Source organism: Isoptericola sp. NPDC056605 (assembly GCF_042792795.1).
In the GTDB taxonomy this organism is placed as follows: domain Bacteria; phylum Actinomycetota; class Actinomycetes; order Actinomycetales; family Cellulomonadaceae; genus Isoptericola.
In genome coordinates, this window is the sequence record NZ_JBHTVT010000037.1 from 1 (window position 1) to 22,040 (window position 22,040).

At 74.8% G+C, this 22,040-nt stretch carries 21 protein-coding genes; 10 read left to right on the top strand and 11 right to left on the bottom strand.

The genetic code is table 11. The features are described 5' to 3' along the window. Nucleotides 1–61: 61 nt before the first annotated feature. From ACFQ8Y_RS22085 to ACFQ8Y_RS22100, 4 genes are all read right to left on the bottom strand, one after another. Nucleotides 62–988, bottom strand: a complete 927-nt coding sequence (locus tag ACFQ8Y_RS22085) for an amino acid ABC transporter permease (protein WP_430586752.1) — start codon at nt 986–988, stop codon at nt 62–64. After that, nucleotides 985–1,674 carry an amino acid ABC transporter permease gene (locus ACFQ8Y_RS22090; RefSeq protein WP_430552593.1) on the bottom strand — a complete coding sequence of 230 codons (690 nt, stop codon included), beginning with the start codon at nt 1,672–1,674 and terminating at the stop codon, nt 985–987. Before ACFQ8Y_RS22090 ends, ACFQ8Y_RS22085 begins: the two co-directional genes overlap by 4 nt. A gap of 126 nt (nt 1,675–1,800) precedes the next feature. After that, nucleotides 1,801–2,661 carry a glutamate ABC transporter substrate-binding protein gene (locus ACFQ8Y_RS22095; protein ID WP_430552592.1) on the bottom strand — a complete coding sequence of 287 codons (861 nt, stop codon included), beginning with the start codon at nt 2,659–2,661 and terminating at the stop codon, nt 1,801–1,803. A gap of 108 nt (nt 2,662–2,769) precedes the next feature. Continuing rightward, entirely contained in the window at nt 2,770–3,564 is a 795-nt protein-coding gene (locus ACFQ8Y_RS22100) for an amino acid ABC transporter ATP-binding protein (RefSeq protein ID WP_430552591.1), read from the bottom strand. A 235-nt stretch (nt 3,565–3,799) separates the two neighbouring features. Here ACFQ8Y_RS22100 and miaB point away from each other — a divergent pair, with 235 nt between their 5' ends. Then, a complete protein-coding gene (gene miaB / locus ACFQ8Y_RS22105) occupies nt 3,800–5,452 on the top strand; it encodes a tRNA (N6-isopentenyl adenosine(37)-C2)-methylthiotransferase MiaB (RefSeq protein WP_430586753.1) in 1,653 nt (550 codons plus the stop codon). A 42-nt stretch (nt 5,453–5,494) separates the two neighbouring features. On the opposite strand, the gene ACFQ8Y_RS22110 is transcribed toward miaB, so the two are convergent. After that, nucleotides 5,495–6,079, bottom strand: a complete 585-nt coding sequence (locus ACFQ8Y_RS22110) for a YbjN domain-containing protein (RefSeq protein WP_430586754.1) — start codon at nt 6,077–6,079, stop codon at nt 5,495–5,497. Beyond that, a complete protein-coding gene (locus ACFQ8Y_RS22115; RefSeq protein WP_430552588.1) occupies nt 6,076–6,582 on the bottom strand; it encodes a YbjN domain-containing protein in 507 nt (168 codons plus the stop codon). Before ACFQ8Y_RS22115 ends, ACFQ8Y_RS22110 begins: the two co-directional genes overlap by 4 nt. A 190-nt stretch (nt 6,583–6,772) precedes the next feature. Here ACFQ8Y_RS22115 and ACFQ8Y_RS22120 point away from each other — a divergent pair, with 190 nt between their 5' ends. After that, nucleotides 6,773–7,489 (top strand): hypothetical protein, encoded by a 717-nt coding sequence (locus tag ACFQ8Y_RS22120; RefSeq protein ID WP_430586755.1) that lies wholly within the window; start codon nt 6,773–6,775, stop codon nt 7,487–7,489. A gap of 8 nt (nt 7,490–7,497) precedes the next feature. Here ACFQ8Y_RS22120 and ACFQ8Y_RS22125 read toward each other — a convergent pair whose 3' ends face one another. From ACFQ8Y_RS22125 to ACFQ8Y_RS22135, 3 genes are read right to left on the bottom strand one after another with little or no spacing between them, the layout of a single operon-like run. Further along, nucleotides 7,498–9,492, bottom strand: coding sequence for a hypothetical protein (locus ACFQ8Y_RS22125; protein WP_430586756.1), 1,995 nt, complete (start codon nt 9,490–9,492; stop codon nt 7,498–7,500). Next, nucleotides 9,489–11,405, bottom strand: a complete 1,917-nt coding sequence (locus ACFQ8Y_RS22130) for an HSP90 family protein (RefSeq protein WP_430586757.1) — start codon at nt 11,403–11,405, stop codon at nt 9,489–9,491. Before ACFQ8Y_RS22130 ends, ACFQ8Y_RS22125 begins: the two co-directional genes overlap by 4 nt. Continuing rightward, nucleotides 11,402–11,917 carry a YbjN domain-containing protein gene (locus tag ACFQ8Y_RS22135; protein ID WP_430552584.1) on the bottom strand — a complete coding sequence of 172 codons (516 nt, stop codon included), beginning with the start codon at nt 11,915–11,917 and terminating at the stop codon, nt 11,402–11,404. The genes ACFQ8Y_RS22130 and ACFQ8Y_RS22135 overlap by 4 nt, the downstream gene beginning before the upstream one ends. Before the next feature lie 122 nt (nt 11,918–12,039). On the opposite strand from ACFQ8Y_RS22135, the gene miaA reads away from it, so the two are divergent. Continuing rightward, nucleotides 12,040–13,101: a tRNA (adenosine(37)-N6)-dimethylallyltransferase MiaA gene (gene miaA, locus ACFQ8Y_RS22140; RefSeq protein ID WP_430586758.1), complete on the top strand. Its 1,062-nt coding sequence runs from the start codon at nt 12,040–12,042 to the stop codon at nt 13,099–13,101. Continuing rightward, complete coding sequence (gene dapF / locus ACFQ8Y_RS22145) at nt 13,098–14,033, top strand: diaminopimelate epimerase (RefSeq protein ID WP_430563433.1); 936 nt, start codon at nt 13,098–13,100, stop codon at nt 14,031–14,033. Before miaA ends, dapF begins: the two co-directional genes overlap by 4 nt. 25 nt (nt 14,034–14,058) lie before the next feature. Here dapF and ACFQ8Y_RS22150 read toward each other — a convergent pair whose 3' ends face one another. Next, nucleotides 14,059–14,661: a class I SAM-dependent methyltransferase gene (locus ACFQ8Y_RS22150; protein ID WP_430552581.1), complete on the bottom strand. Its 603-nt coding sequence runs from the start codon at nt 14,659–14,661 to the stop codon at nt 14,059–14,061. Nucleotides 14,662–14,852: 191 nt separating this feature from the next. On the opposite strand from ACFQ8Y_RS22150, the gene hflX reads away from it, so the two are divergent. The 3 genes from hflX (at nt 14,853) to ACFQ8Y_RS22165 (ending at nt 19,565) form a co-directional block, all read left to right on the top strand. After that, a complete protein-coding gene (gene hflX, locus ACFQ8Y_RS22155; protein WP_430586759.1) occupies nt 14,853–16,427 on the top strand; it encodes a GTPase HflX in 1,575 nt (524 codons plus the stop codon). A 99-nt stretch (nt 16,428–16,526) separates the two neighbouring features. Next, nucleotides 16,527–18,596, top strand: coding sequence for an ATP-dependent DNA helicase (locus ACFQ8Y_RS22160; RefSeq protein WP_430552579.1), 2,070 nt, complete (start codon nt 16,527–16,529; stop codon nt 18,594–18,596). A gap of 9 nt (nt 18,597–18,605) precedes the next feature. Continuing rightward, nucleotides 18,606–19,565, top strand: a complete 960-nt coding sequence (locus tag ACFQ8Y_RS22165) for an L-lactate dehydrogenase (RefSeq protein ID WP_430586760.1) — start codon at nt 18,606–18,608, stop codon at nt 19,563–19,565. 51 nt (nt 19,566–19,616) lie between these two features. On the opposite strand, the gene lexA is transcribed toward ACFQ8Y_RS22165, so the two are convergent. Continuing rightward, the gene (lexA, locus tag ACFQ8Y_RS22170) at nt 19,617–20,453 is read right to left on the bottom strand and encodes a transcriptional repressor LexA (protein WP_430563429.1); all 837 of its coding nucleotides are present in this window, start codon (nt 20,451–20,453) and stop codon (nt 19,617–19,619) included. Nucleotides 20,454–20,722: 269 nt separating this feature from the next. On the opposite strand from lexA, the gene ACFQ8Y_RS22175 reads away from it, so the two are divergent. The 3 genes from ACFQ8Y_RS22175 to ACFQ8Y_RS22185 all read left to right on the top strand — a co-directional run bounded on the left by ACFQ8Y_RS22175 (nt 20,723) and on the right by ACFQ8Y_RS22185 (nt 21,975). Continuing rightward, nucleotides 20,723–21,052 carry a LysM peptidoglycan-binding domain-containing protein gene (locus tag ACFQ8Y_RS22175; protein ID WP_430552576.1) on the top strand — a complete coding sequence of 110 codons (330 nt, stop codon included), beginning with the start codon at nt 20,723–20,725 and terminating at the stop codon, nt 21,050–21,052. A gap of 104 nt (nt 21,053–21,156) precedes the next feature. Beyond that, complete coding sequence (nrdR, locus tag ACFQ8Y_RS22180) at nt 21,157–21,663, top strand: transcriptional regulator NrdR (protein WP_430552575.1); 507 nt, start codon at nt 21,157–21,159, stop codon at nt 21,661–21,663. Nucleotides 21,664–21,720: 57 nt separating this feature from the next. Continuing rightward, nucleotides 21,721–21,975: a DUF5302 domain-containing protein gene (locus ACFQ8Y_RS22185; RefSeq protein WP_430552574.1), complete on the top strand. Its 255-nt coding sequence runs from the start codon at nt 21,721–21,723 to the stop codon at nt 21,973–21,975. The last annotated feature ends 65 nt before the right edge of the window (nt 21,976–22,040 follow it).

Here is a 22,040-nt window from a genome sequence, read left to right on the forward strand (position 1 = left end):
CCGGCCGCGCGACGCGCCGGGGGGCGACGTCGTCCAGGGGACGCGCGGTCGTGCCGGCGCGTCAGGTGGCGCTCGGGTCCCCGGTGGCCGCGATGGCGTTCCCGGGCGCGCCCGGCGCCGCGCCGCCGGCGACGGCGGTCGGGTTGCCGATGCCGGGACCGGCCGTGGTGACGCCCGACGTCCGGCCGCTGAGGTAGCGGGACAGCCAGCGGGCCACGGCGGTCAGCGCCCAGTTGATGACGATGAAGATCAGCGCCGCGACCGTCAGCGTCTGCAGGTTGTTGCTGTTGCCGTTGCCGAAGATCTGCGCCGCCCGCAGCAGCTCGTTGTAGGTGATGATCTGGCCGAGCGCGGTGTCCTTGAGGACCACCACGAGCTGGGACACCAGGGCCGGCAGCATCGCGATGAGGGCCTGGGGGAGCTGGATCGACCGCAGCACCTGCCCGCCCGTGAGGCCGACCGCGAGGCCGGCCTCCGACTGGCCCTTCGGCAGGTTGCCGACGCCCGCCCGGACGAGCTCCGCGATGACGGAGCCGTTGTAGAGGACGAGGGCGATCACGACGGCGAGGAAGGCCGGGTCGTCGCTGATCCGGTTGAACCCGAACAGCAGCCAGAAGAAGACCATCATGAGCAGCACCGGCACGGCGCGGAAGAACTCCACGACCACGCCGCTGACCCAGCGGACGGCGCGCACGCGCGCGAGGCGCCCGGACCCGAAGATGAGGCCGAAGACCACCGCGCCGACGATGGCGAACCCCGCGGCGCGCAGCGTGTTCTGCAGGCCCGGGATGAAGTAGTTCTGCCAGGCGCTGGAGGTGAAGATCGGCTCCCACAACGCTGCGGCGAACTGGCCCTTGGCGGCGAGCTGGGCCACGACGAGCGCGGCGATGCCGAGCACGACGAGCGCACCCACGACGTTGCCGAGCACGATGAACCGGCGCGCCCGGGGGCCGGGCGCGTCGAAGAGGACGGAATGCTGAGAGCTCATCGACGCACCGCCAGTCGGTTCGAGAGATAGGTGGTGAGCAGGCCGATGGGGATCACGAGCACCGCGAATCCGATCGCGAAGATCATGAAGATCGCGTAGATGTAGTTCGCGTTGCTCTCGATCATCTCCCGCATGAGGGTCGAGGTCTCCGTGGAGACGCTCACCGCCACCGCGACCGTCGAGTTCTTCAGCAGGGCGATCAAGGTGTTCCCGAGGGGCGCGATCGCGCCCCGGAACGCCTGCGGCAGGATGATCAGCCGGGCAGCCGGCAGGAACGACAGCCCGATCGCGCGGGCGGCCTCCGCCTGGCCCAGCGGGACGGTGTTGACGCCCGAACGGATCGCCTCGCACACGAACGCGGCGTGGTAGACCGTCAGGCCGATGACGCCGAACCGGAAGAAGTTCTGCGCGAAGTCGTCGGACAACGTGATCTGTAGCTGCGTCCAGACCGCGAGGAACAGGAACGTCATGATCACGGTCAGCGGCGTGTTGCGCAGGATGTTCACGTAGGCCGCGCCGGCCCACTGCAGGCTCGCGATGGGCGAGATCCGCATGAGCGCGAGCACGGTGCCGAGGATCAGCGAGAAGATCGCGGCCCAGAACGTCAGCTGGATGTTGACCCAGAACGCGCCGGGCACGTCGTAGAGCGCGAAGAGCTCGCCGATCTGGGACAGGAAGTCACCCACGGTGTGTCAGCCTCCCGGAGGGTGGTGCGGGCGGAGCCGCGGTGGACGGGCTGGTGATCGACGAACGAGGGGAGCGGCGCGGCGGCGCCGCTCCCCTCGTGCCGATCGGACGGTCGGACGGCCTCGTCAGGCGCAGGCGTCCGGCGTCGGCGGGTTGAGGTCGGCGTTGGGCGTGTACCCGGTGCCCTCGGTGTTCGCCTGGACGGCCTTCTCCCACGACCCGTCGTCGATCATCGACGTGATGGCCGCGTTGATGTCCTCGCAGGTGTCGTTGTCCTGGGGCAGGCCGACGCCGTAGTTCTCCTCGGAGAACGGGTTGCCGACGACCTTCACCTTGCCCTTGTTGGCGGGCTGGGCGGCCAGGCCGGCGAGGATGATGTCGTCCGTCGTCACGGCGTCGACCTGGCCGGCCGTGAGCGCGGTGACGCACTCGGCGTAGCCCGGGCGCTCGACGAGCTGCACGTCGGTCGCGTACTCGTCCTTGATGCGCTGCGCCGACGTCGAGCCGGTCACGGAGCAGAGGTTCTTGCCCTTCAGCGACTCCGGGCCGGTGATGTCGGTGTTGTCCTCGGCGACGAGGAGGTCCTGGCCGGCGATGAAGTACGGACCCGCGAACGCGACCTGCTCCTTGCGCTCGTCGGTGATGGAGTAGGTCGCGAAGATCATGTCGACCTGGCCGGTCTGCAGCATCGTCTCGCGGTTGGCCGACGGTGCCTCGACCCACTCGATCTGGTCCTCGGAGTAGCCGAGCTTCTCCGCGACGTACCGGGCGACGTCGGTGTCGAAGCCGGTGTACTCGCTGCCGTCCTGGTAGCCCAGGCCCGGCTGGTCGAACTTGATGCCGATCTTGATGGAGTCGCCGCCCCCGGCGCCGCCGGTCTCCTCGCCGTCGCCACCGCCGCCCCCGACCTCGCCGCCGCCGCAGGCGGCGAGCGTGAGTGCGGTCAGTGCGGCGAGCGCGGCGGCCCCTGCGTGTCGTGTGCGCATCGTTCTTACCCTTCGTTGTGGTCGCCCGTACGGGCCGGGGACGCCGATGTCAGGTCCCGGACCGCGCGGCCGGCGGGGGTTCCCGCCCTGTGCGTGGGTGTGGTCAGGTCAGTGGGAGAGGATCTTGGACAGGAAGTCCTTCGCCCGGTCGCTCTTGGGCGCGGTGAAGAACTCCTCGGGCGTGGCCTCCTCGACGATCTGGCCGTCGGCCATGAAGACGACGCGGTTCGCGGCCTTGCGGGCGAAACCCATCTCGTGCGTGACGACGATCATCGTCATGCCCTCCTTCGCGAGGGCGACCATGACGTCCAGGACCTCGTTGATCATCTCCGGGTCGAGCGCCGAGGTGGGCTCGTCGAAGAGCATCACCTTGGGCTTCATCGCCAGCGCCCGGGCGATGGCGACGCGCTGCTGCTGCCCGCCGGAGAGCTGGGCGGGCATCTTCTGGGCCTGGTTCTTGACCCCGACCCGGTCGAGCAGCTCGAGAGCACGCTCCTTCGCGGCGCCCGTGCGCTCCTTGCGGACCTTGACCGGCCCGAGCGTGACGTTCTCCAGGATCGTCTTGTGCGCGAAGAGGTTGAACGCCTGGAACACCATGCCGACGTCGGCCCGCAGCTTCGCGAGGGCCTTGCCCTCCTCCGGCAGGGGCTGCCCGTCGATGTGGATCTCCCCGGAGTCGATCGTCTCGAGCCGGTTGATCGCCCGGCACAGGGTCGACTTCCCGGAGCCCGACGGGCCGATGACCACGAGCACCTCGCCCTTGCGCACGGTGAGGTCGATGTCCTGCAGCACGTGCAGCTCGCCGAAGTGCTTGTTGACGTTCTTCAGCTCGACGAGCGGCGCGCCGAGGGAGGACGACGTCTCGGCAGGGTCGGTCGTCGTGGTCGCATCGCCGTGATCCATCTCTCGAACCTATCCACTCGGTGTTTCCGCGACCAGCACCGGGTTGTCCGGTTCCGCAACGGTTCAGTAACAGTGCACACGCGGTGTGCGCGGTCCGAGTCCCTGCGGCGGAGGCCGCGTGTCTCGAGCGTCGCGGGTCGGACGTCGTGGGGCGACGTCGTCGAGCGGTGCTCTCGAGCGATGGGGTGGGTCACCTCGTCGGGGCCCGGCCGTCGGGCACCGTACCCTAGATGCGATGTCCAGTACCACGCAGAGCCCCGCCGTGTCGGCCCGTCCCACGGACGTGTCGCCCGTCCAGCGCACCTATCTCGTGCGCACCCTGGGCTGCCAGATGAACGTGCACGACTCGGAGCACATGGCCGGCATGCTCGAGCAGGCCGGCTACTCGCGTGCCACCGCCGCAGACGAGGCGGCGAGCCGTGCCGACGTCGTGGTGATCAACACCTGCGCGGTGCGCGAGAACGCCGCGACCCGGCTCTACGGGAACCTCGGGCAGCTCGCCGGGATCAAGGCGCACCGGCCGGGGATGCAGATCGCCGTGGGCGGCTGCCTCGCGCAGAAGGACCGCGGCGAGATCGTGTCCAAGGCCCCGTGGGTGGACGTCGTCTTCGGCACGCACAACCTGGACGCGCTGCCGGTCCTCCTCGAGCGGGCCCGGCACAACGCCGAGGCGCAGGTGGAGATCGCGGAGTCGCTGCAGGTCTTCCCCTCGACGCTGCCCACGCGACGCGAGTCCGTCTACGCGGGCTGGGTCTCGATCTCGGTCGGCTGCAACAACACGTGCACGTTCTGCATCGTGCCGCACCTGCGCGGCAAGGAGCGCGACCGCCGGCCGGGGGAGGTCCTGGCCGAGGTCGAGGCGCTCGTGGCCGCCGGCGCCGTCGAGGTCACCCTGCTGGGCCAGAACGTCAACAGCTACGGCGTCGAGTTCGGCGACCGCGGTGCGTTCGCGAAGCTGCTGCGCGCCTGCGGGACCATCGAGGGGCTGGAGCGGGTGCGCTTCACGTCCCCGCACCCGGCGGCGTTCACCGACGACGTGATCGCGGCGATGGCCGAGACGCCGAACGTCATGCCCAGCCTGCACATGCCGCTGCAGTCCGGCTCGGACCGCGTGCTGCGGGCCATGCGCCGCTCGTACCGGTCGGCCAGGTTCCTCGGCATCCTCGACCGCGTGCGCGACGCCATGCCGGACGCCGCGATCACGACCGACATCATCGTGGGCTTCCCGGGGGAGACCGAGGAGGACTTCCGCGAGACGCTGCGCGTCGTGGAGGCCTCGCGGTTCAGCTCGGCGTTCATGTTCCAGTACTCGCCGCGCCCCGGCACGCCGGCCGCGACCATGGACGAGCAGCTGCCCAAGGAGGTCGTGCAGGAGCGGTTCGAGCGCCTGCTGGCCCTCCAGGAGCGCATCGCCGGCGAGGAGGCCGCGCGCCAGGTCGGGCGCACGCTCGACGTGCTCGTCTCCGAGGGGGCGGGGAAGAAGGACGGCGCCACGCACCGGCTCTCCGGCCGGGCCCCCGACAACCGGCTCGTGCACCTCGCGCTGCCCGCCGCCCTGCTCGACGACGTCGCCGCCGGGGCCGAGGGCCTCGCCGGGGCGCCCACGTCCCTCGACGACCCCCGGCTCGCCGACGCCGCGACGCTCGACCCGCGCCTGCCGCGACCGGGCGACGTCGTGACCGTGGGGGTCACGCGGTCGGCCCCGCACTTCCTCGTCGCCGACGCGGTGCTCGACGGCGGCGCCTACGCCGTGCGCCGCACCCGGTCGGGCGACGCGTGGGCGCAGCGGGAGACGGCGCGCCTCGGCGGGGGCGAGGACGAGCACTCCCACGGCGCGGCGCCGTCCTCGGGCCCGGTCGTGCTCGGGATGCCCTCGCTCCGGGGCTGACCGGCGGCCCGTGGGGGCTCCGGTGGGCTCACGTCCGGCCGGTCAGGCCTGGTCGTCGAGCCCCGGCCTGCCGGGCGTCATCGCGCCCACGGTGCTGAAGAACTGCGACGACGTGACGAGGCCGCACGACACCGTGGCGGCGAGCTGTTCGTCCGTCGCGCCGTGCTCGAAGTCCACCGACACCTCGGCGTAGAGCGCGAGCCCCTCGCCCTCCGCCCGTGCGTACACCTTGGGCCACACGCGCTCGCGGTTCCAGTCGTTCACGGCCTGCAGCACCGCCAGGCGGGCGCCCTCGGGCACCGTCCCGGCCCAGCGGCCGCGCACCTGCAGGATCTCGTCGTGGTCGCCGAGCAGCAGGAACCAGAACCGGTTGCCGTCCCAGGTGCCCGTCACGTCGCCGTCGTCGTCCGTGCGGAACCGGTAGCCGCGGCGGGACAGGTCGTCCGCGACACGGGCGTGGGACAGGGGCCTCGGTGCCGTGCCGCGCGGGCGCGAGGGCGCGCGTTCCCCGCGGGCGGCCACGCGAGCGCCGGCGTCCTGCACGGCACGACCGACCGCGTCAGCCGCACGCCGGACGCCGCCGAGCAGGCGGCGGGCGGTGCCGCCGGACCGGGCGGTGCCGGTCACGATCCGTCCCTCAGGGGGTCGCGGAACGTCGTGTCGAGGTGCTCGAAGAACATCGACCCCGTACTGAGGCCGCACTGCAGCAGCTGGTCGAGCTGCGCCTCGCCGACCGCGCTGCCCACGTCCACCGTGACCTCGGCGCACACCACGACGGAGCCGTCGTCGCGTACGCGCACGTACGTCTTGGGCCAGATCCGCTCGGCGTTCCACTCGTTGCAGAGCTCGAGGATCTCGCCGAGGCGGTCGATGCTGAGGTCCCGGTGCCACTGGCCGCGGACCTGGAGCACCTCCGACCGCTCGCCGAGCACGAGGAAGTAGAAGAGCCAGCCGTGCCAGAGCCCGCCGACGTCACCGTCGGAGTCGACGAAGTAGGAGAACCCGGACCGTTCCAGCCAGTCCGTCACGCGGTCGCGCGACAACGGGGCCAGCGCGTCGTCCGCGCCGACGTGGTCGGCGAGCAGACCCTCGATCCGGTCGTGGAGCTCGTCGTCCCGAAGGTCGCCCACGAGCTCGTCCTCCCGGCCGACGGAGGTCGGCCGGATCCTGCTTGCCCGGCGTGAACCGAAGAACCTCACCCGTCCACGCTACACGCCGGGACCCGAGGCGGGGCTCGTGCACCGAGGGCCGGACGGCGTAGGAGCGCCGGCCCGCGACGGCTGCCGGGGCGGCGGGAGGGGCCGAGGGTAGGTTGGGCGCGTGCCAGCCCGTGCCGTCGTCCTGCCCGGAACGTCCCTGCTCGTACCCGGTGCCGGCGGCGGCGCCGACCTCCTCGGCGACGTCCGTGTCGTGGTGGCGGGTGCCCTCGACCGACTGGTGGCCGCGTCCGTCGCCCTGACACCGCCGGGCGGGCACGGTGACGCACCTCTCGTGGTGCTGGCCCCCGTCCCTCGGGGAGCGAGCGGCGGGTTCGGCCGGCGGCGGCCCTCCCTCGCGGGGGCGGGCATCGCCGACCGCTGGGTGCCCGACGTCGCCGCGTGGGCCGGAGCGGACCCGGCCCCCGTCCCGCCCGCGCACGTCCCGGCATCGGTGGCGCTGCTCGCGCTGCGCGCGGCGGCGCGACGGGCGGGGCACGACGGGCCGCCGGACGTCGTGGTGCTCGAGGTGTCCGACGCCGCCGAGGCGCCGGCCGAGGCCGTCAGCGCGCTGCGCCGCGCCCCCGCGGTCGTCGTCGCGGGGGGTGCGGCGCCCGGGACCCCGGGCGCCGCGGCGGTGCCCGACCCGGCACCCGACCCGGCACCTGGCCCGGCACCTGGCCCGGTGTCGGGCGGCCCCGTGCTCCTCGCCCCGGCGGTCGCGGCCCTGCTGGACGTCGCCGCCGCGCCGGGGCGGTGGTCGTGGCGCGTGACGACCGTCCCCGGCGGGCACGAGCACCTGCCGGCGTCCTACCGGGTCGCCGAGGGCAGCGCGGGCTGACCTGCGCGTCAGGGCACGAGCGACGCGGCGACCGCGTCGGCCTCCTCGGCGCGACCCAGACCCCGGAGCGTCCCGACGAGCTCGTCCGCGACGGAGGCCAGGTCGGCTCGCGCGCCCGTCGCCGCGAGGCCCTCCAGGGCCGCGCGCAGCGGGTCCACCGCCGCGGTGGCGTCGCCCGCGGCCCGCAGCGCGCTGCCCGCGAGCCAGAACGCGTGGGCGGCGTCGAAGGGCAGGCCTGCGCGGCCGAACTCCTCGGCCACCGACTCCGCCTGGCGCGCCGCCTCGGCGTGCCGCCCGGCGGTCGCGAGGAGGCGGGCGTGCACGTCGCGCAGCTGTCGCTCCTCGGCCGCGACGAAGGCCGCGCGGCGGGCGGCGAGCTCCTCCGACATCGCGGGCGTCGGGGCATCGGGGACCCCGCCCGTGGCGCGCGCGACGTCGTCGTGCACCCGTTCGACGGCGGCGAGGGCGGCGTCGACGTCGCCGGCGCGCGCCTGGGCCGTGGCGGCGGCCCGGACCACGGGGCCGACGTGGGCCGGGTCGGTCCCCGCGGCCCGGAGCAGGCCGACGGCCCGCGCGAACGCGGGCACCGCGCCCTCGTCGTCGCCGAGCGTGGCGGCGACCTGCGCGGCCTCCGCCAGGGCGAAGCCCGCGTCCTCGAGCCGTCCGGCCTCCTCCGCCAGGCGGGCGGCGGTGAGGTAGGCCGCGGACGCCTCGACAGGATCCGGCTCGCCCTCGGCACGCGCGAGGGCGGCGGTGACCGGGTCGGCGTCGAGGCGAGGGCCCGTCACGCCGGCGAGGTCGACCCCGGCGGGAGAGGCGGCGTCGGCCCCTGCGAGGGACGTCGCGAGCGCGTCGGGCATCGTGTCGGGCGTCGCGCCCGGGACGGCGGCCGCGCGCTCGGCGGCCGCGAGCACCCCGAGCTCGACGGGCAGGCGCCGGGCCTGGCGCGCCCACGCGGCGTCGAGCAGCCGGGCGTGCCGGTCCGTGCCGTGCCGGGCGTCGAAGGCGCGGGCGATCGGCGCGATCTCGGCGCGGGCCCACGTGTCGAGCTCGGCGACCGTGCGCGCCGGGACCGCGGCGAGGTCGACGGGCGTGTCGGCGTGCGTCTCGCGCAGCACCCCGGTGGCGACCGCGACATGGGTGAGCACGGCGAGCCGCTCGCCCGGCGAGTCGGACACCGTGAGGTGCTCGGGGTAGGTGTGCAGCAGGCGCAGGGCGCGCTCGGGGTGCCCGGTCCGCGCGAGGAACTCCACGTGGCGGGAGGCGGCGACCTCCTTCGAGACGGCGGCGTCGAGATGGCTCGTCGCGCTGCGGTGCACGGCGGCGGCGCGCGAGGCGTCGCCCAGGTCCAGCAGGAGCAGCTCCAGCAGGGACTCCATCCCCGCGGGCTCGTCGCCGCAGGTGGCGCCCGACGCGACGGCGGCGCTCACGACGTCGGCAGCCTCGCGCACGCGACCGGTCTCGGCGAGGTACTCCGCCTGGCCGGCGGGCAGGCAGGCGGCGCAGTCCGAGAAGGAGTCGCGGGGCGTCGTGATCCAGGTGCGGTACGCCTCCTCGGTGCCGGGGGCACCCTGGGCACGGAGCCAGGCGAACCGTTCGCCGGCGACCGCGCTGGTCCCGTTCCCGGCGAGGGCGTACCGGCGCTCCATGTCGTCGAGCGTCGCGTCGAGCTGCGCGGTCGGGACGGACGGGAAGCGCGCGAGGAGGCCCACCATCCACTTGAACGACCAGAACAGGGAGTGGGTGTCGCTGCCGTCGAACAGCTCGGGGTGGGAGTCCCACCAGCGCAGCAGCTGCGTGAACGGAAGGAACGCCTTCTCCGCCTCGGGCGTCGAGGTGTAGGAGTCCACCAGCGCGAACAGGGCGTAGGCGCGCGCCTCGTCCGGGCCCTCCGCGGTGATGCGGGCGGCCTCCTGCTCCGCGGCGGCGCTGCGCGCGACGCCGTACGGCATGCTCATGATCGTCGAGACGGCGCGGTTCGCCTCGTCCAGGGTGCGGGTCATCGGGCGTCGTCCTCGGTGTCGGTCGTGCGGGCGTCGGGCAGGGCGCGCTCCAGGAGGGTGCGCAGGGCGTCGTCGAGCAGGCCGGCCTCGGCGCCCGCCAGGGGCCGGCCCGATGCGAGCAGCGCGGTGACGTAGAGCGAGCGGGCGCCCGCGGTGCGGACCGGGGCGTCGCCGGCCGCGAGCAGCGCGCGGACGGTCGGGTTGGCGTCGTTGAGCACCAGCCGGCGGGCGCGGGCCGGGCCGGTGAGACCGGCGAGCACGGCGCCCCACACGTCCGTGTCGTCGTCGACGGGGGCGGCGGCCTCGCGGGCCTGGCGGGCGTGCTCGCCGTCCCGGTCCGTCAGCAGCATGGCCGGGACCTCGGTCGGGGAGAAGACGCGCAGCTGGACGTCGCAGTCCTGGTCGGCGAGGTCGTCGCCCAGGGCGGCGAGCGCGTCGGTCACCTCGAGCTCGCGCAACGGCTCCACCTCGCCCAGCACGGCCTCGAGGTCGCCCGGCACCACGGGGGAGAGGTGCCACTGCGGCCGCCGCCGGGCGACGCGGGCGAGGAGGTCGGCGTCGTAGACGTACCCCGCGTTGAGCACCGGCAGGCCCTGGGCCGCGGCGACCGCGGCCACCCGGCGGTACTCCTCGACGCTGGTGGTCCACAGCACCCGCGCGGGGGCCTCCCCGTCGGCGGGCTCGGCCAGGTCGGCGAGGGTGTGCGTGCCGACGGTGGTCTCGAACGGCAGCACGCGGGCGGCCAGGTCGAGCATGGCGTCGTCCTGCACGGCCAGGGCACGGACGGCGAGGTGGTGCGTGGACAGGAAGGACCGTGCCAGCGGCGACGGCTCCGCGAGGGTGTCGAGGGTCCAGGCGCGGACCTGCTCGCCCAGCGCCTCGCGGGTGGCGAAGAGGACGTCGTCCTCGAACAGCCCCTCGCGCGAGGCCGTCGGCCGCAGGGCGGACGCGTCGACGACGCAGCGCACGAAGAACGCCCACTCGGGCAGGAGGCTCTCGACGCCCGTGCCGAGCAGCATGCGCTTGAGCGACACCCGGTGGTGCGCGGCCGTCGTGGGTGCCACGGCGGCGGGGAGCACGAACGCGACCCCGGTGAGACCGGCGACGGGCAGGTCGAGGTCGATGTGGGCCAGCGGCGTGAAGCCGAGGGTGCGCTCGCAGTACGCGGCCAGCGCCCGCGCGCGCTCGGCGTCGTCCGCGTGGTGGGCGCGCCAGGGCAGCTCGTCGCCGCTGAGGCGCCGCCGCACCGTGCCGCCGTCCTCCAGGCGCACCTCGACCGACACGTCCACGGGGAGCAGCCCGCCGAAGTCGGCGGCGAGGGCCGCCACGGTGTCGGGCTCGAGCCAGTGCTCGGCGTCGCGCAGCGGGCGCAGCCGCACGACGCTCCCGGGCGCGGGGGGCATGGGTGGCGCGGTCGGGTCGGTCGGGTCGAGCTCCGTGAGCTCGTAGCGGCCGTCGGCGTACCCGCGCCACCGCACCGGCGCGGCCTGCGGGTCGCGCGCCGAGCGCGACACGAGGTCGATCTCGTCGGCGACCATGAACGCCGACAGCAGGCCGATCCCGAACTGGCCGAGGAACTCCTCGCGCCCCCCGACGAACCCGGTGCCGAGGTCGTCCGCCGACGGGCCGTCCTCGCGCTTCGAGCTGCGGCCGATGGTGGCGAGCAGGTCGCGGGCCTCGTCGGCGGTGAGGCCGACGCCCGTGTCGTGCACCTCGAGCCCGCCGTCGTCGAGCGGGCGCAGCAGCACGCGCGCGGGCGCGTCGGCGTCCAGGGCGCGGCGTGCGGTGATCGCGTCCACGCCGTTCTGCAGCAGCTCGCGCAGGTAGACGCGGGGGCTCGAGTACAGGTGCCGGCTGAGCAGCTCGACCAGGCCGCGCAGGTCGACCTGGAAGGCGTCGGTGCCGCTGGTCACCGGGCGTCGCCCGCCGTGGGCCGTGCTGCTTCCTGTGCCGCCCCCTGCGTGCCCTCGGCCGCGGGGAAGCGCTCGTCCAGCATCTCGAAGAAGGACAGGCCCGTCGCGAGGCCGCAGTCGACGATCCGCTCGAGCTGCTCGTCGTTCGCGCCGCTGCGCAGGTCGGTCGCCACCTCGGCGTAGACCACGACGGCCGACCCGTCGTCCTCCGGCCGGGCGAAGACCTTCGGCCAGATGCGCCCGACGTTCCACTCGTTGAGGAGCGCCGTGAGCGGCTCCAGCTCGGCGACCGGGAGCGTGCGGCTCCACCGGCCGCGGATCTGCAGGATCCCGTTCGGCTCCCCGACCAGCAGGAAGTAGAACGTGTTCTCGTCCCAGACGCCGCCGAGGTCGCCGTCGTCGTCGATCCCGAAGTACCACTCGCGGCGGGTCATCAGCGACTCGAGCCGCTCCCGGGTGAGCGGGGCGGGTGCGGCGGGCGCCGCGACGGTGGGCTTGGTGAAGAAGGCCATGGGTCCTCGTCCTGTGCGGGATCCCGGGCGCACGCGTGGTCGCGCCGGGCATCGTTGGGTGGCGAAGGACACCCTAACCAGGCGGTCCGACAGCGCGCCGACGGCGGGCTAGGGTCGTGGGCGTGACCGCACCGCCCCCCACCACGAGCCCGTCCGGGAGCCTGTCCGGCACGGGCGTGGTCGTCGCCGTCGTCGGCCCCACGGCGACGGGCAAGTCGGACCTGGCGCTCGACCTGGCGCAGGTGCTGTCCCCGGGCGGCGCCGGTGACGTCCTGCGCGGGACGGCCGCCGCCGAGATCGTGGGCGCCGACGCGTTCCAGCTCTACCGCGGCATGGACGTCGGGACGGCGAAGGTGCCGGTCGACGAACGGCGCGGCATCGTGCACCACCAGCTCGACGTCCTGGACCCGCTCGAGGACGCGTCGGTGGCGCGCTACCAGGAGGCCGCGCGCGCCGACCTGGACGCGATCTCCGGTCGCGGGGCGCGGGCGGTCGTCGTGGGCGGCTCCGGCCTCTACGTGCGCGCGCTGCTCGACCACATGGACTTCCCCGGCACCGACCCGCACGTGCGGGCCCGCCTCGAGGACCGCGCCGAGCGCGAGGGCCGCCGGGCGCTGCACGACGAGCTCGCCCGTCTCGACCCCGACGCGGCGACGTCGATCGGCCCGCACAACACCCGCCGGATCGTGCGCGCGCTCGAGGTCATCGAGCTCACCGGGCGCCCGTACACCGCCAACCTGCCGCGCCAGGAGCACGTCCGCCCGGCCGTGCAGATCGGGCTGGACTGCGACCGCGAGGTGCTCGACGCCCGTGTCGCGGGCCGGGTGGAGCGCATGTGGGACGAGGGGCTCGTCGAGGAGGTGCGGTCGCTCGCCTCGCCCGAGCAGGGCGGGACGGGGGCGGGCCTGGGCACCACGGCCGCCCGCGCCGTCGGCTACGCCGAGCTGCTCGCGTGCTGGCGCGGGGAGCTCACCCTCGACGGCGCGCGCGCGGCGATCGTCGCGAACACCCGCCGTCTGGCGCGCAAGCAGATGGGCTGGTTCGGCCGGGACCCGCGCGTGCGCTGGCTCGACGCGGGGTCGCCCGACCTGCTCGACGAGGCGCTCGCGGTGGTGCGCGCCGCCGACGCCGGGCGGCTGCCCGCGGCCGGGACGGTGCCCGTGCGCCGTAGTCTGGGCTCATGACGCTGCGCTTCACCAAGGGTCACGGCACCCAGAACGACTTCGTGCTGCTGGCCGACACCCGGGGGGACCTCGAGCTCACCCCGGACCAGGTGCGGCGGCTGGCCGACCGCCGCGCCGGGATCGGCGGCGACGGTGTCATCCGCCTCGCGCCCACTGCGGCCGTCGCGCGCGCCGGCGAGGCGGTCGCCGACCGGGTGCTCGCCGAGGAGCCCGCGGCGATCTGGTTCATGGACTACCGCAACGCGGACGGCTCGGTCGCCCAGATGTGCGGCAACGGCGTGCGCGTCTTCACGGCCTTCGCCGAGCAGCTCGGCCTCGCGGACCTCGACGACGGTCACGAGCTCGCGCTCGGCACCCGGGCCGGCGTGCGCCGGGTCCGCAAGGAGCCCGGCGGCTGGTACGCCGTGGACATGGGCTCCTGGGCGCTGCCCGGCGGGGACGCCGCGGCGTCGCGCGGCGCGGACGCCGCCGTGCTGGTGCGGGGCTGGGACACCCCGCGCCCGGCCCTGAGCGTCGACCTGGGCAACCCGCACACCGTCGTCGCCCTCGCGCGGGCCTCCGAGCTCGCCGAGGCCGACCTGACGCGGGCGCCCGAGGTCGACCCGGTGCCCCCGGAGGGCACGAACGTCGAGCTGGTCGTGCCGCTCGCGGAGACGGTGGACCCCGACGGACGGGCCGTCGGGCACGTGCGGATGCGCGTGCACGAGCGCGGCGTGGGCGAGACGCAGTCCTGCGGTACCGGGGCCTGCGCCGCGGCGCTCGCGGTGCGCACGTGGGCCGCGGCGGGTGCCGACGGCCCCGTGCCCGACGTCTGGGAGGTCGAGGTGCCCGGCGGGCTCGTGCGCGTCCGGCTGCTCGACGGTGGCCACGTCGAGCTCGCCGGCCCCGCGGAGCTGGTGTTCAGCGGCGAGACGGAGCTCGCGGAGCTCTGAGCGAGGGCCGCCGCCCCGGTCGGCGTCAGTCGACGCGGAGCACGCGGAAGCCCTTGGACGACGCCGCACGCTCGACGCCGCGGCCCAGCTCGGCCTCGATCCAGCGGGCCAGCGAGTCGGACCCCAGGTTCTTCTGCACCACGAGCCACGCCTCGCCGTCCGGGGCGAGCCGGGGGAGCCAGGCGCGCAGCAGGTCGTGCAGCACGGCCTTGCCGACCCGGATCGGCGGGTTCGACCAGATCGCGGCGAACCGCACGTCGTCCGGCACGTCCTCGGCCCGCACGGCCCGCACGTTCTCCAGGCCGAGGCGCGCCGCCGTCGAGCGGAGCAGGTCGAGCGCCCGCTCGTTGACGTCCACGGCCCACACGGTGGCGCCCGGGGAGGCGAGGGCCAGGGAGAGGGCGATCGGCCCCCAGCCGCAGCCGAGGTCGAGCAGGTCGCCGGCGGCGGGCGGGGCCGGTACCTCGCGCAGCAGCACCCGCGTCCCCTTGTCGACGCCGCCGGGGGAGAAGACCCCGGACGCGACGTCCACCTCGAGCTCCCGCCCGGCGAGCTCGACGACGGCGCGACGGCGCTCGGCGGCCGAGGCCGGCTGCGCGGTGAAGTAGTGGTCGGGCTCGTCGCTCACCCGGCGATCCTAGGTCGCCGCCGCCCGACCCGGAGAAACCCGACCCGCGGCGGCACCGCCGCGCCGTGCCGTCCGCCACCCCGGCGGCACCGCCGCCCGGTGAAAAACCCTCCGCCGGGACTGTCTCGCGTGGGACCCTTGTTGTATCCCTACGGCGGCCGGACCGCCGACCCCGACCCGAGAGGCACACCTTGACCGACACCCCGACCAACCCCGACACCCCGCAGACCGACGAGACCGCCGGGGCACCCGACGCCGAGACCTCGGCGGACGCGCGTCGCGAGGCCGAGCGCGACGCCCAGGCGATCGCGCAGGACGTCGTCGCCCGGGTGCTCGCACGGGCCGGGACGGCGCGGTCCGAGGGCGCCACGGTGCACACCGCCCACGACGGCGCCCAGCTCGACCTCGAGGAGCGCATCTCGCTGCGCCGCGTCGCCGGGCTCTCCACGGAGCTCGAGGACGTCACCGAGGTCGAGTACCGGCAGCTGCGCCTGGAGCGCGTGGTGCTCGTCGGCCTGTACTCCGGCGGCGAGGCCGCCGCCCGCGACGCGGAGGTCTCCCTGCGCGAGCTCGCCGCGCTCGCCGAGACCGCCGGCTCGCAGGTCCTCGACGGGCTGCTGCAGCGTCGTCAGAAGCCCGACCCGGGCACGTACCTCGGGTCCGGCAAGGCGGCCGAGCTCGCCGACGTCGTCGCGTCCGTCGGCGCCGACACCGTCGTCGCCGACACCGAGCTGGCCCCCTCCCAGCGCCGTGCGCTGGAGGACATCGTCAAGGTCAAGGTCGTCGACCGCACCGCGCTGATCCTCGACATCTTCGCCCAGCACGCGAAGTCGCGGGAGGGCAAGGCCCAGGTCGAGCTCGCGCAGCTCGAGTACCTCCTGCCGCGCCTGCGCGGCTGGGGCGACTCGATGTCCCGCCAGGCCGGCGGCCAGGTGGGCGGCCAGGGCGCCGGCATGGGCTCCCGTGGCCCCGGTGAGACGAAGATCGAGCTGGACCGCCGGCGCATCCGCAACCGGATGGCCAAGCTGCGCCGCGAGATCGCCGCCATGGCGCCCGGGCGCGAGACCAAGCGCCTCGACCGCAAGCGGCACGGCGTGCCGAACGTGGCGATCGCCGGCTACACCAACGCCGGCAAGTCGTCGCTGCTCAACGCGCTCACCGACGCGGGCGTCCTCGTGGAGAACGCCCTGTTCGCGACGCTGGACCCGACCGTACGCCGGGCCCGCACCGAGGACGGCCGGCCGTACACGTTCACGGACACCGTCGGGTTCGTGCGGCACCTGCCGCACCAGCTCGTCGAGGCGTTCCGGTCCACGCTCGAGGAGGTGGGCGACGCCGCGCTGCTGCTGCACGTGGTCGACGCCTCCCACCCGGACCCCGAGGGCCAGATCGCCGCGGTGCGCGACGTGCTCGCCGAGATCCCCGGGATCGCGGACGTGCCCGAGGTCGTCGTGCTCAACAAGGCCGACGTCGCCGACCCGGCGGTGGTCGGCCGGGTGCAGCGTCGGGAGCGGCGCAGCGTCGTGGTGTCCGCGCACTCCGGCGAGGGCATGGCCGAGCTGCGCGAGCTGATCGCGGCCGAGCTGCCCCAGCCGCACGTCGAGATCGACCTGGTCGTCCCGTACTCGCGCGGCGACCTCGTGCACCGCGTGCACGAGGCGGGCGGCACGGTCGCCGAGGAGCACCTGGCCGAGGGCACGCGTCTGCGCGGTCGCGTGGACGAGGCGCTCGCGGCCGAGCTCAAGGACGCCGCCGTCGCGGGCTGACGGCCCGCGGCGGGCCCTGCGCCCGCCGCCGGCGAGGCCCCCGGGCCCGGCGGGGGGCGCCGGCCCGGAACGGTCGGCGGGTCACCCTAGGATCGACGGGTGACCTCCGCCGACGCCCCCGACGCCCCGCAGCTCCTCGACCTCGCGGTGGGGGCCCTCGGCGGCGGACGGCGCGAGGGCCAGCGCCGCATGGCCGAGGCGGTGGCGGAGGCCGTCGACGACGGCCGGCACCTCCTGGTGCAGGCCGGCACGGGCACGGGCAAGTCGCTCGCCTACCTCGTCCCGGCCGTGCGGCACGCGGTCGTCGACGGCAGGCGGGTCATCGTCTCCACCGCCACCCTCGCCCTGCAACGACAGGTGGTCACGCGCGACCTGCCGCTGGTCGCCGAGACCGTGGGGCCGAAGCTGCCCCGCCCTCCCAAGGTCGCCCTGCTCAAGGGCTGGCACAACTACCTGTGCAAGCACAAGGTGACCGGCGGCTACCCGGTCGAGGGCGCGACGCTCTTCGACCTCCCGGCCGACCCCGGACCCGGCGAGGGAGCAGGCGCCGAGCAGCACCCGGCGCCCTCGAGGCCGCCCGGAGGATCTCGCCAGGGCGGGCGTCGGGACGACGCCGCCACGCTCGCCGACCACGTGCGCCGGCTGCACGCGTGGGCCGACGACACCGACACGGGCGACCGGGACGATCTCGTGCCCGGTGTCCCCGACAGGGCCTGGCGCCAGGTGTCCGTCACGGCCCTGGAGTGCCTGGGGCAGCGGTGCCCGCTCCTCGCGGAGTGCTTCCCCGAGCGGGCCCGCGCGGCGGCCCGGGAGGCCGACGTCGTCGTCACCAACCACGCGATGCTGGGGATCGCCGTCTCGGGGAACCCGGGCGTGCTGCCCGAGCACGACGCCGTCGTGGTCGACGAGGCGCACGAGCTCGCCGAGCGCGTGACGGCCGCGGCGACCGTCGACCTGTCGCTGACGGTCGTGGAGCACGCCGCGCGCCTCGCGCGGCGGCACGGCGGCACCGAGACCGAGGCGCTCGACGCCGCCTCGCAGCGACTGGGCAGCCTGCTCGCCACGGCCCCCGCGGAGCGGTTCCCGCTCGGCCTCCCCGACGACCTGCGCGCCGCGGTCGGCGCGGTGCGCGACGCCGCGCGCGAGCTCCTCACCCGGCTCAAGCCCCAGGGCCCGGGCAAGGGGCAGGAGGCGCCCGACGCCGGCACGAAGATGGCTCAGTCGGCCGTCCTGCAGCTCTTCGAGGTCGCGGAGCGGATGGCGGCGGAGGACACGACGGCGGACGTGCTGTGGTGCTCGCGCCCGCCGGAGAACGCGCCCTGGGCGGGCGACGGCGTCACGCGCCTGCACGCGGCGCCGCTGGCGGTGGCGGGGCTGATCCGCACGCACCTGCTGGGCGAGGCCACGGGAGTCTTCACCTCGGCGACGCTCACCCTCGGCGGCACGTTCGACCCGGTGGCGCGGTCGCTGGGCCTCGCCGGCTCGGGCGGGACGGACGAGACGGCCGACTGGACGGGTCTCGACGTCGGCAGCCCGTTCGACTACCCGCGCCAGGGGATCCTCTACGTCGCGCGGCACCTGCCCGCGCCGGGTCGGGAGCCGACGACCGACGCCCAGCTCGACGAGATCGCCGGGCTGATCGAGGCCGCCGGAGGACGGACCCTCGGGCTGTTCTCGTCCCGCCGGGCGGCGCAGGCCGCGGCCGAGGCGATGCGCGAGCGGCTGGACGTCCCCGTGCTGTGCCAGGGCGACGACCAGCTTCCGACCCTCGTGAAGGCGTTCGCCGACGACCCGGCGACCTGCCTGTTCGGCACCCTCTCGTTGTGGCAGGGCGTCGACGTCCCGGGGCCCAGCTGCCAGCTGGTGCTGGTGGACCGGATCCCGTTCCCGCGCCCGGACGACCCGGTGAAGGCGGCGCGGGCGCGGTCCGTGGAGCAGGCGGGAGGCAACGGGTTCATGCAGGTCTCGGCCACGCACGCTGCGCTGCTGCTGGCGCAGGGCGCCGGCCGGCTCGTGCGCACGGGCGACGACCGAGGGGTCGTGGCCGTCCTCGACCCCCGGCTCGCGACCGCGCGCTACGGGTCGTTCCTCACCCGATCCATGCCGGACTTCTGGCCGACCACGGACGGCGAGCTCGTCCGCGCTGCGCTCCGGCGTCTCGACACCTAGCGTGGGGCCGTGGACGAGACACGCAGGACGACCAAGCTCGCGATCGTCGGAGCGGGCGCGGTGGGTTCCACCCTCGCGTACGCGGCGCTGGCCCGGGGCGCGGCCCGGTCCGTCGCCCTCCTGGACGTCAACCGCGCGAAGGTGGAGGCCGAGGTCCTCGACCTGCGGCACGGGGGGATGTTCATCCCTCAGGCCGAGATCGACGGCTCGGACGACGTGGAGGTGTGCCGCGGCGCCGACATCGTCGCGGTGACGGCGGGGGCCAAGCAGAAGCCCGGCCAGAGCCGCCTCGACCTGGCCGAGGCGACGGTAGGCCTCACGCGCTCCATCCTGCCGGGCCTGCTCGAGGTGGCCCCGGACGCGGTGTTCCTCATGGTCACCAACCCGGTCGACGTCGTCACCTACGCGGCGCAGGAGATCAGCGGCCTGCCCCGGGGCCGGGTGTTCGGCAGCGGGACCGTCCTCGACTCGTCCCGGCTGCGCGACGCGCTGGCCCGCCACTGCGGGGTCGCGGTCGGGAACGTGCACGCGAACATCGCGGGCGAGCACGGCGACTCGGAGATCGTGCTGTGGAGCTCGGCCACGATCGCCGGCGTGCCCCTCCTGGACTGGCGGCCCTTCCGGGGTCGCCCGCCGCTCGACGCGCCGGCCCGGCAGCGCATCGCGACCGACGTCGTCGAGTCGGCCTACCGCGTCATCGCCGGCAAGGGGGCGACCAACTACGCGGTCGGCCTGGCGGCGACCCGGATCATCGAGGCGGTGCTCAACGACGAGCACCGCGTGATGAACGTGTCCTCCCGCCTCGACGACTTCTACGGCATCAGCGACGTCTGCCTGTCGGTGCCGTCCCTCGTCGACCGGCGCGGCGTGGGGGAGACCATCGACACCCCGCTGTCGGACGAGGAGGTCGCCGGGCTGCGTGCGTCGGCCGAGAGCATGCGGGCCGTGCAGCGCCGGCTGGGCTTCTGACCGGACCGGACCGGACGCGGGGCGCCGGGCGGGGCCGGGGCGGAGCGCCGTTCAGAGGCTGCGCAGCACCGCCACGACCCGACCGAGCACCTGCGCCTCGTCTCCCGGGATGGGCGAGTAGGCGGCGTTCTGCGGCAGCAGCCAGGTGTGCCCGCCGGCCTGCTTGAAGGTCTTGACCGTCGCCTCGCCGTCGATCATCGCGGCGACGACCTCGCCGTTCTCGGCGACGGGCTGGCTCCGCACGACCACCCAGTCGCCGTCGCAGATCGCGGCGTCGACCATCGAGTCGCCCGCGACCTTGAGCAGGAACAGGTCCCCGTCGCCGACGACCTGCCGGGGGAGCGGGAAGACGTCCTCGACGACCTGCTCCGCGAGGATGGGACCGCCGGCGGCGATCCGGCCGACCAGCGGGACGTACGACGGTGCCTGGGCCGGCTGCGCGTCGGAGGCGGCGAGCGACCCCGCCACGAACCCGGGCGCCGCGTCGGCGTCGGGGACGGCACCGCCGGTCGCGGGCGACTCGAGGTCGACGACCTCGATCGCGCGCGGCCGGTTGGGGTCACGGCGCAGGTAGCCCTTGCGCTCGAGCGTGGTGAGCTGGTGCTTGACCGAGGAGGGGCTCGCCAGCCCGACGGCCTCGCCGATCTCGCGCATGGTCGGGGGGTAGCCGCGCGCCTCGACGGAGCTGCGGATGGTCTCGAGCACGCGACGCTGGCGGGGCGTGAGGCGGTCGGACGAGGGCGAGAGCTCGCTCACCGACGCCAGCACGGTCGTGGTGGTGCCGGCCGGGACCGTCGACGCGGCCGCCTCCCCGGGGGTCTCGTCCTGGGCTGCCCATGACGTCGCCGTCGTCGTGGACGCCGGGGCCTGGTCCCGTCCGCTGGTCATCGCGTTCTCCGTCCTGCAGGGCGCGGCCCGTGGGCGGGCCGATGAAATCCGACAAACCTTCCATCGCGCTGTCGGCCACTCTAAGCCAGTTCCGGCCCGACATCAAACATCTGTTCGATCAGGTCTCGACCGTGTCGCCCCGACGTGGTACACCTAGTACAGCAGTTCGACGTACAGGTGTTCGACGAACGGGTGTTCGACGACGGATGCTCGACGGAGCGGCCGCCCATCGCGGCACCACGTGGACCGGAGGCAGGACGATGCAGAACGTGCGCAGCACCAGCGACGCTCACGGGTTCCTCGGGCTCGGAGGGCTCCGGCTGACCCGCAGGGGACGGGTGGTGGTCGCGGCACTGGTGCTCCTCGTCCTCGTGGGCGCGGGCCTGGTCGGCCAGCGGGCCGTGGCGGAGGCGCCGGGCGCAGGCGTCGAGGTGCGGCTCCAGACGGTGGCGCCCGGCGACACCCTGTGGCAGTACGCGCAGCAGGTGCGGGACACGGGGGACGACCTGCGCGACGTCGTCGCCGAGCTCCGCGACCTCAACGGGCTGACCTCGGCGGAACTCCAGACCGGGCAGGTGGTCCTGCTCCCGCTGGACTGACGGCATCGCCGCTCCCAGGGATCCTGCTTGCGCGGACGGTCGCCCGCCGCTTACCTTGACGGGCAGCCGGGCGCCGGTCCGGAGCCGAGCGCAGGAGACCAGCGATGCACTGCCCGTTCTGCCGCCATGCGGACTCACGAGTCGTCGACTCGCGCACCTCCGACGACGGCGCGTCCATCCGTCGCCGGCGCCAGTGCCCCGCGTGCCAGCGTCGGTTCACCACGATCGAGACGGCCAGCCTGTCGGTGGCCAAGCGCTCCGGGGTGACCGAGCCGTTCAGCCGGGACAAGGTGGTGGCGGGCGTGCGCAAGGCGTGCCAGGGCCGGCCGGTGAGCTCCGACGACCTCGCCGTCCTCGCGCAGAAGGTCGAGGAGACCCTGCGGGCCTCCGGTCGGCCGGAGATCGAGGCGAACGAGGTCGGTCTCGCGATCCTCGGGCCGCTGCGCGAGCTGGACGAGGTCGCCTACCTGCGCTTCGCCAGCGTGTATCAGTCCTTCGAGTCCCTGGAGGACTTCGAGACCGCGATCACGTCGCTGCGGGCGGAGCACGAGGCGCGCGGGTCGGCGGCCGACGGCGAGCCCGCGGCGGCGGGGCGCGGCGCGACGGACTGAGCGGGAGGCGCGTCCGGTCCGCGTGAAATGCCCTGGCGTCCGGTAGGCCGCCGGGGCATGCTGGACGGCACCAGGTGCCACGCGGCCCGCCGCGCGAGCACACCCACCCCGACCGACGACGAGGTGACCGTGATGACGGACGACTCGAGGGCGAAGCCCACCGAGGACACGAAGGCGCGCTTCCGGGAGGCGCTGGAGAAGAAGAACGCCGCCAGCCACCCCACCGCCGGCAAGGACGGCAACACCGGCCAGGTGCACGGTTCGGAGACCTCCGGGCCGGTGCAGAAGATGTTCCGCCGCAAGTCGGGCTGAGCAGACGGACGAGCCGAGCAGACGGACGAAGCGCGAAGGGCGGCCCCGGATCCCCGGGGCCGCCC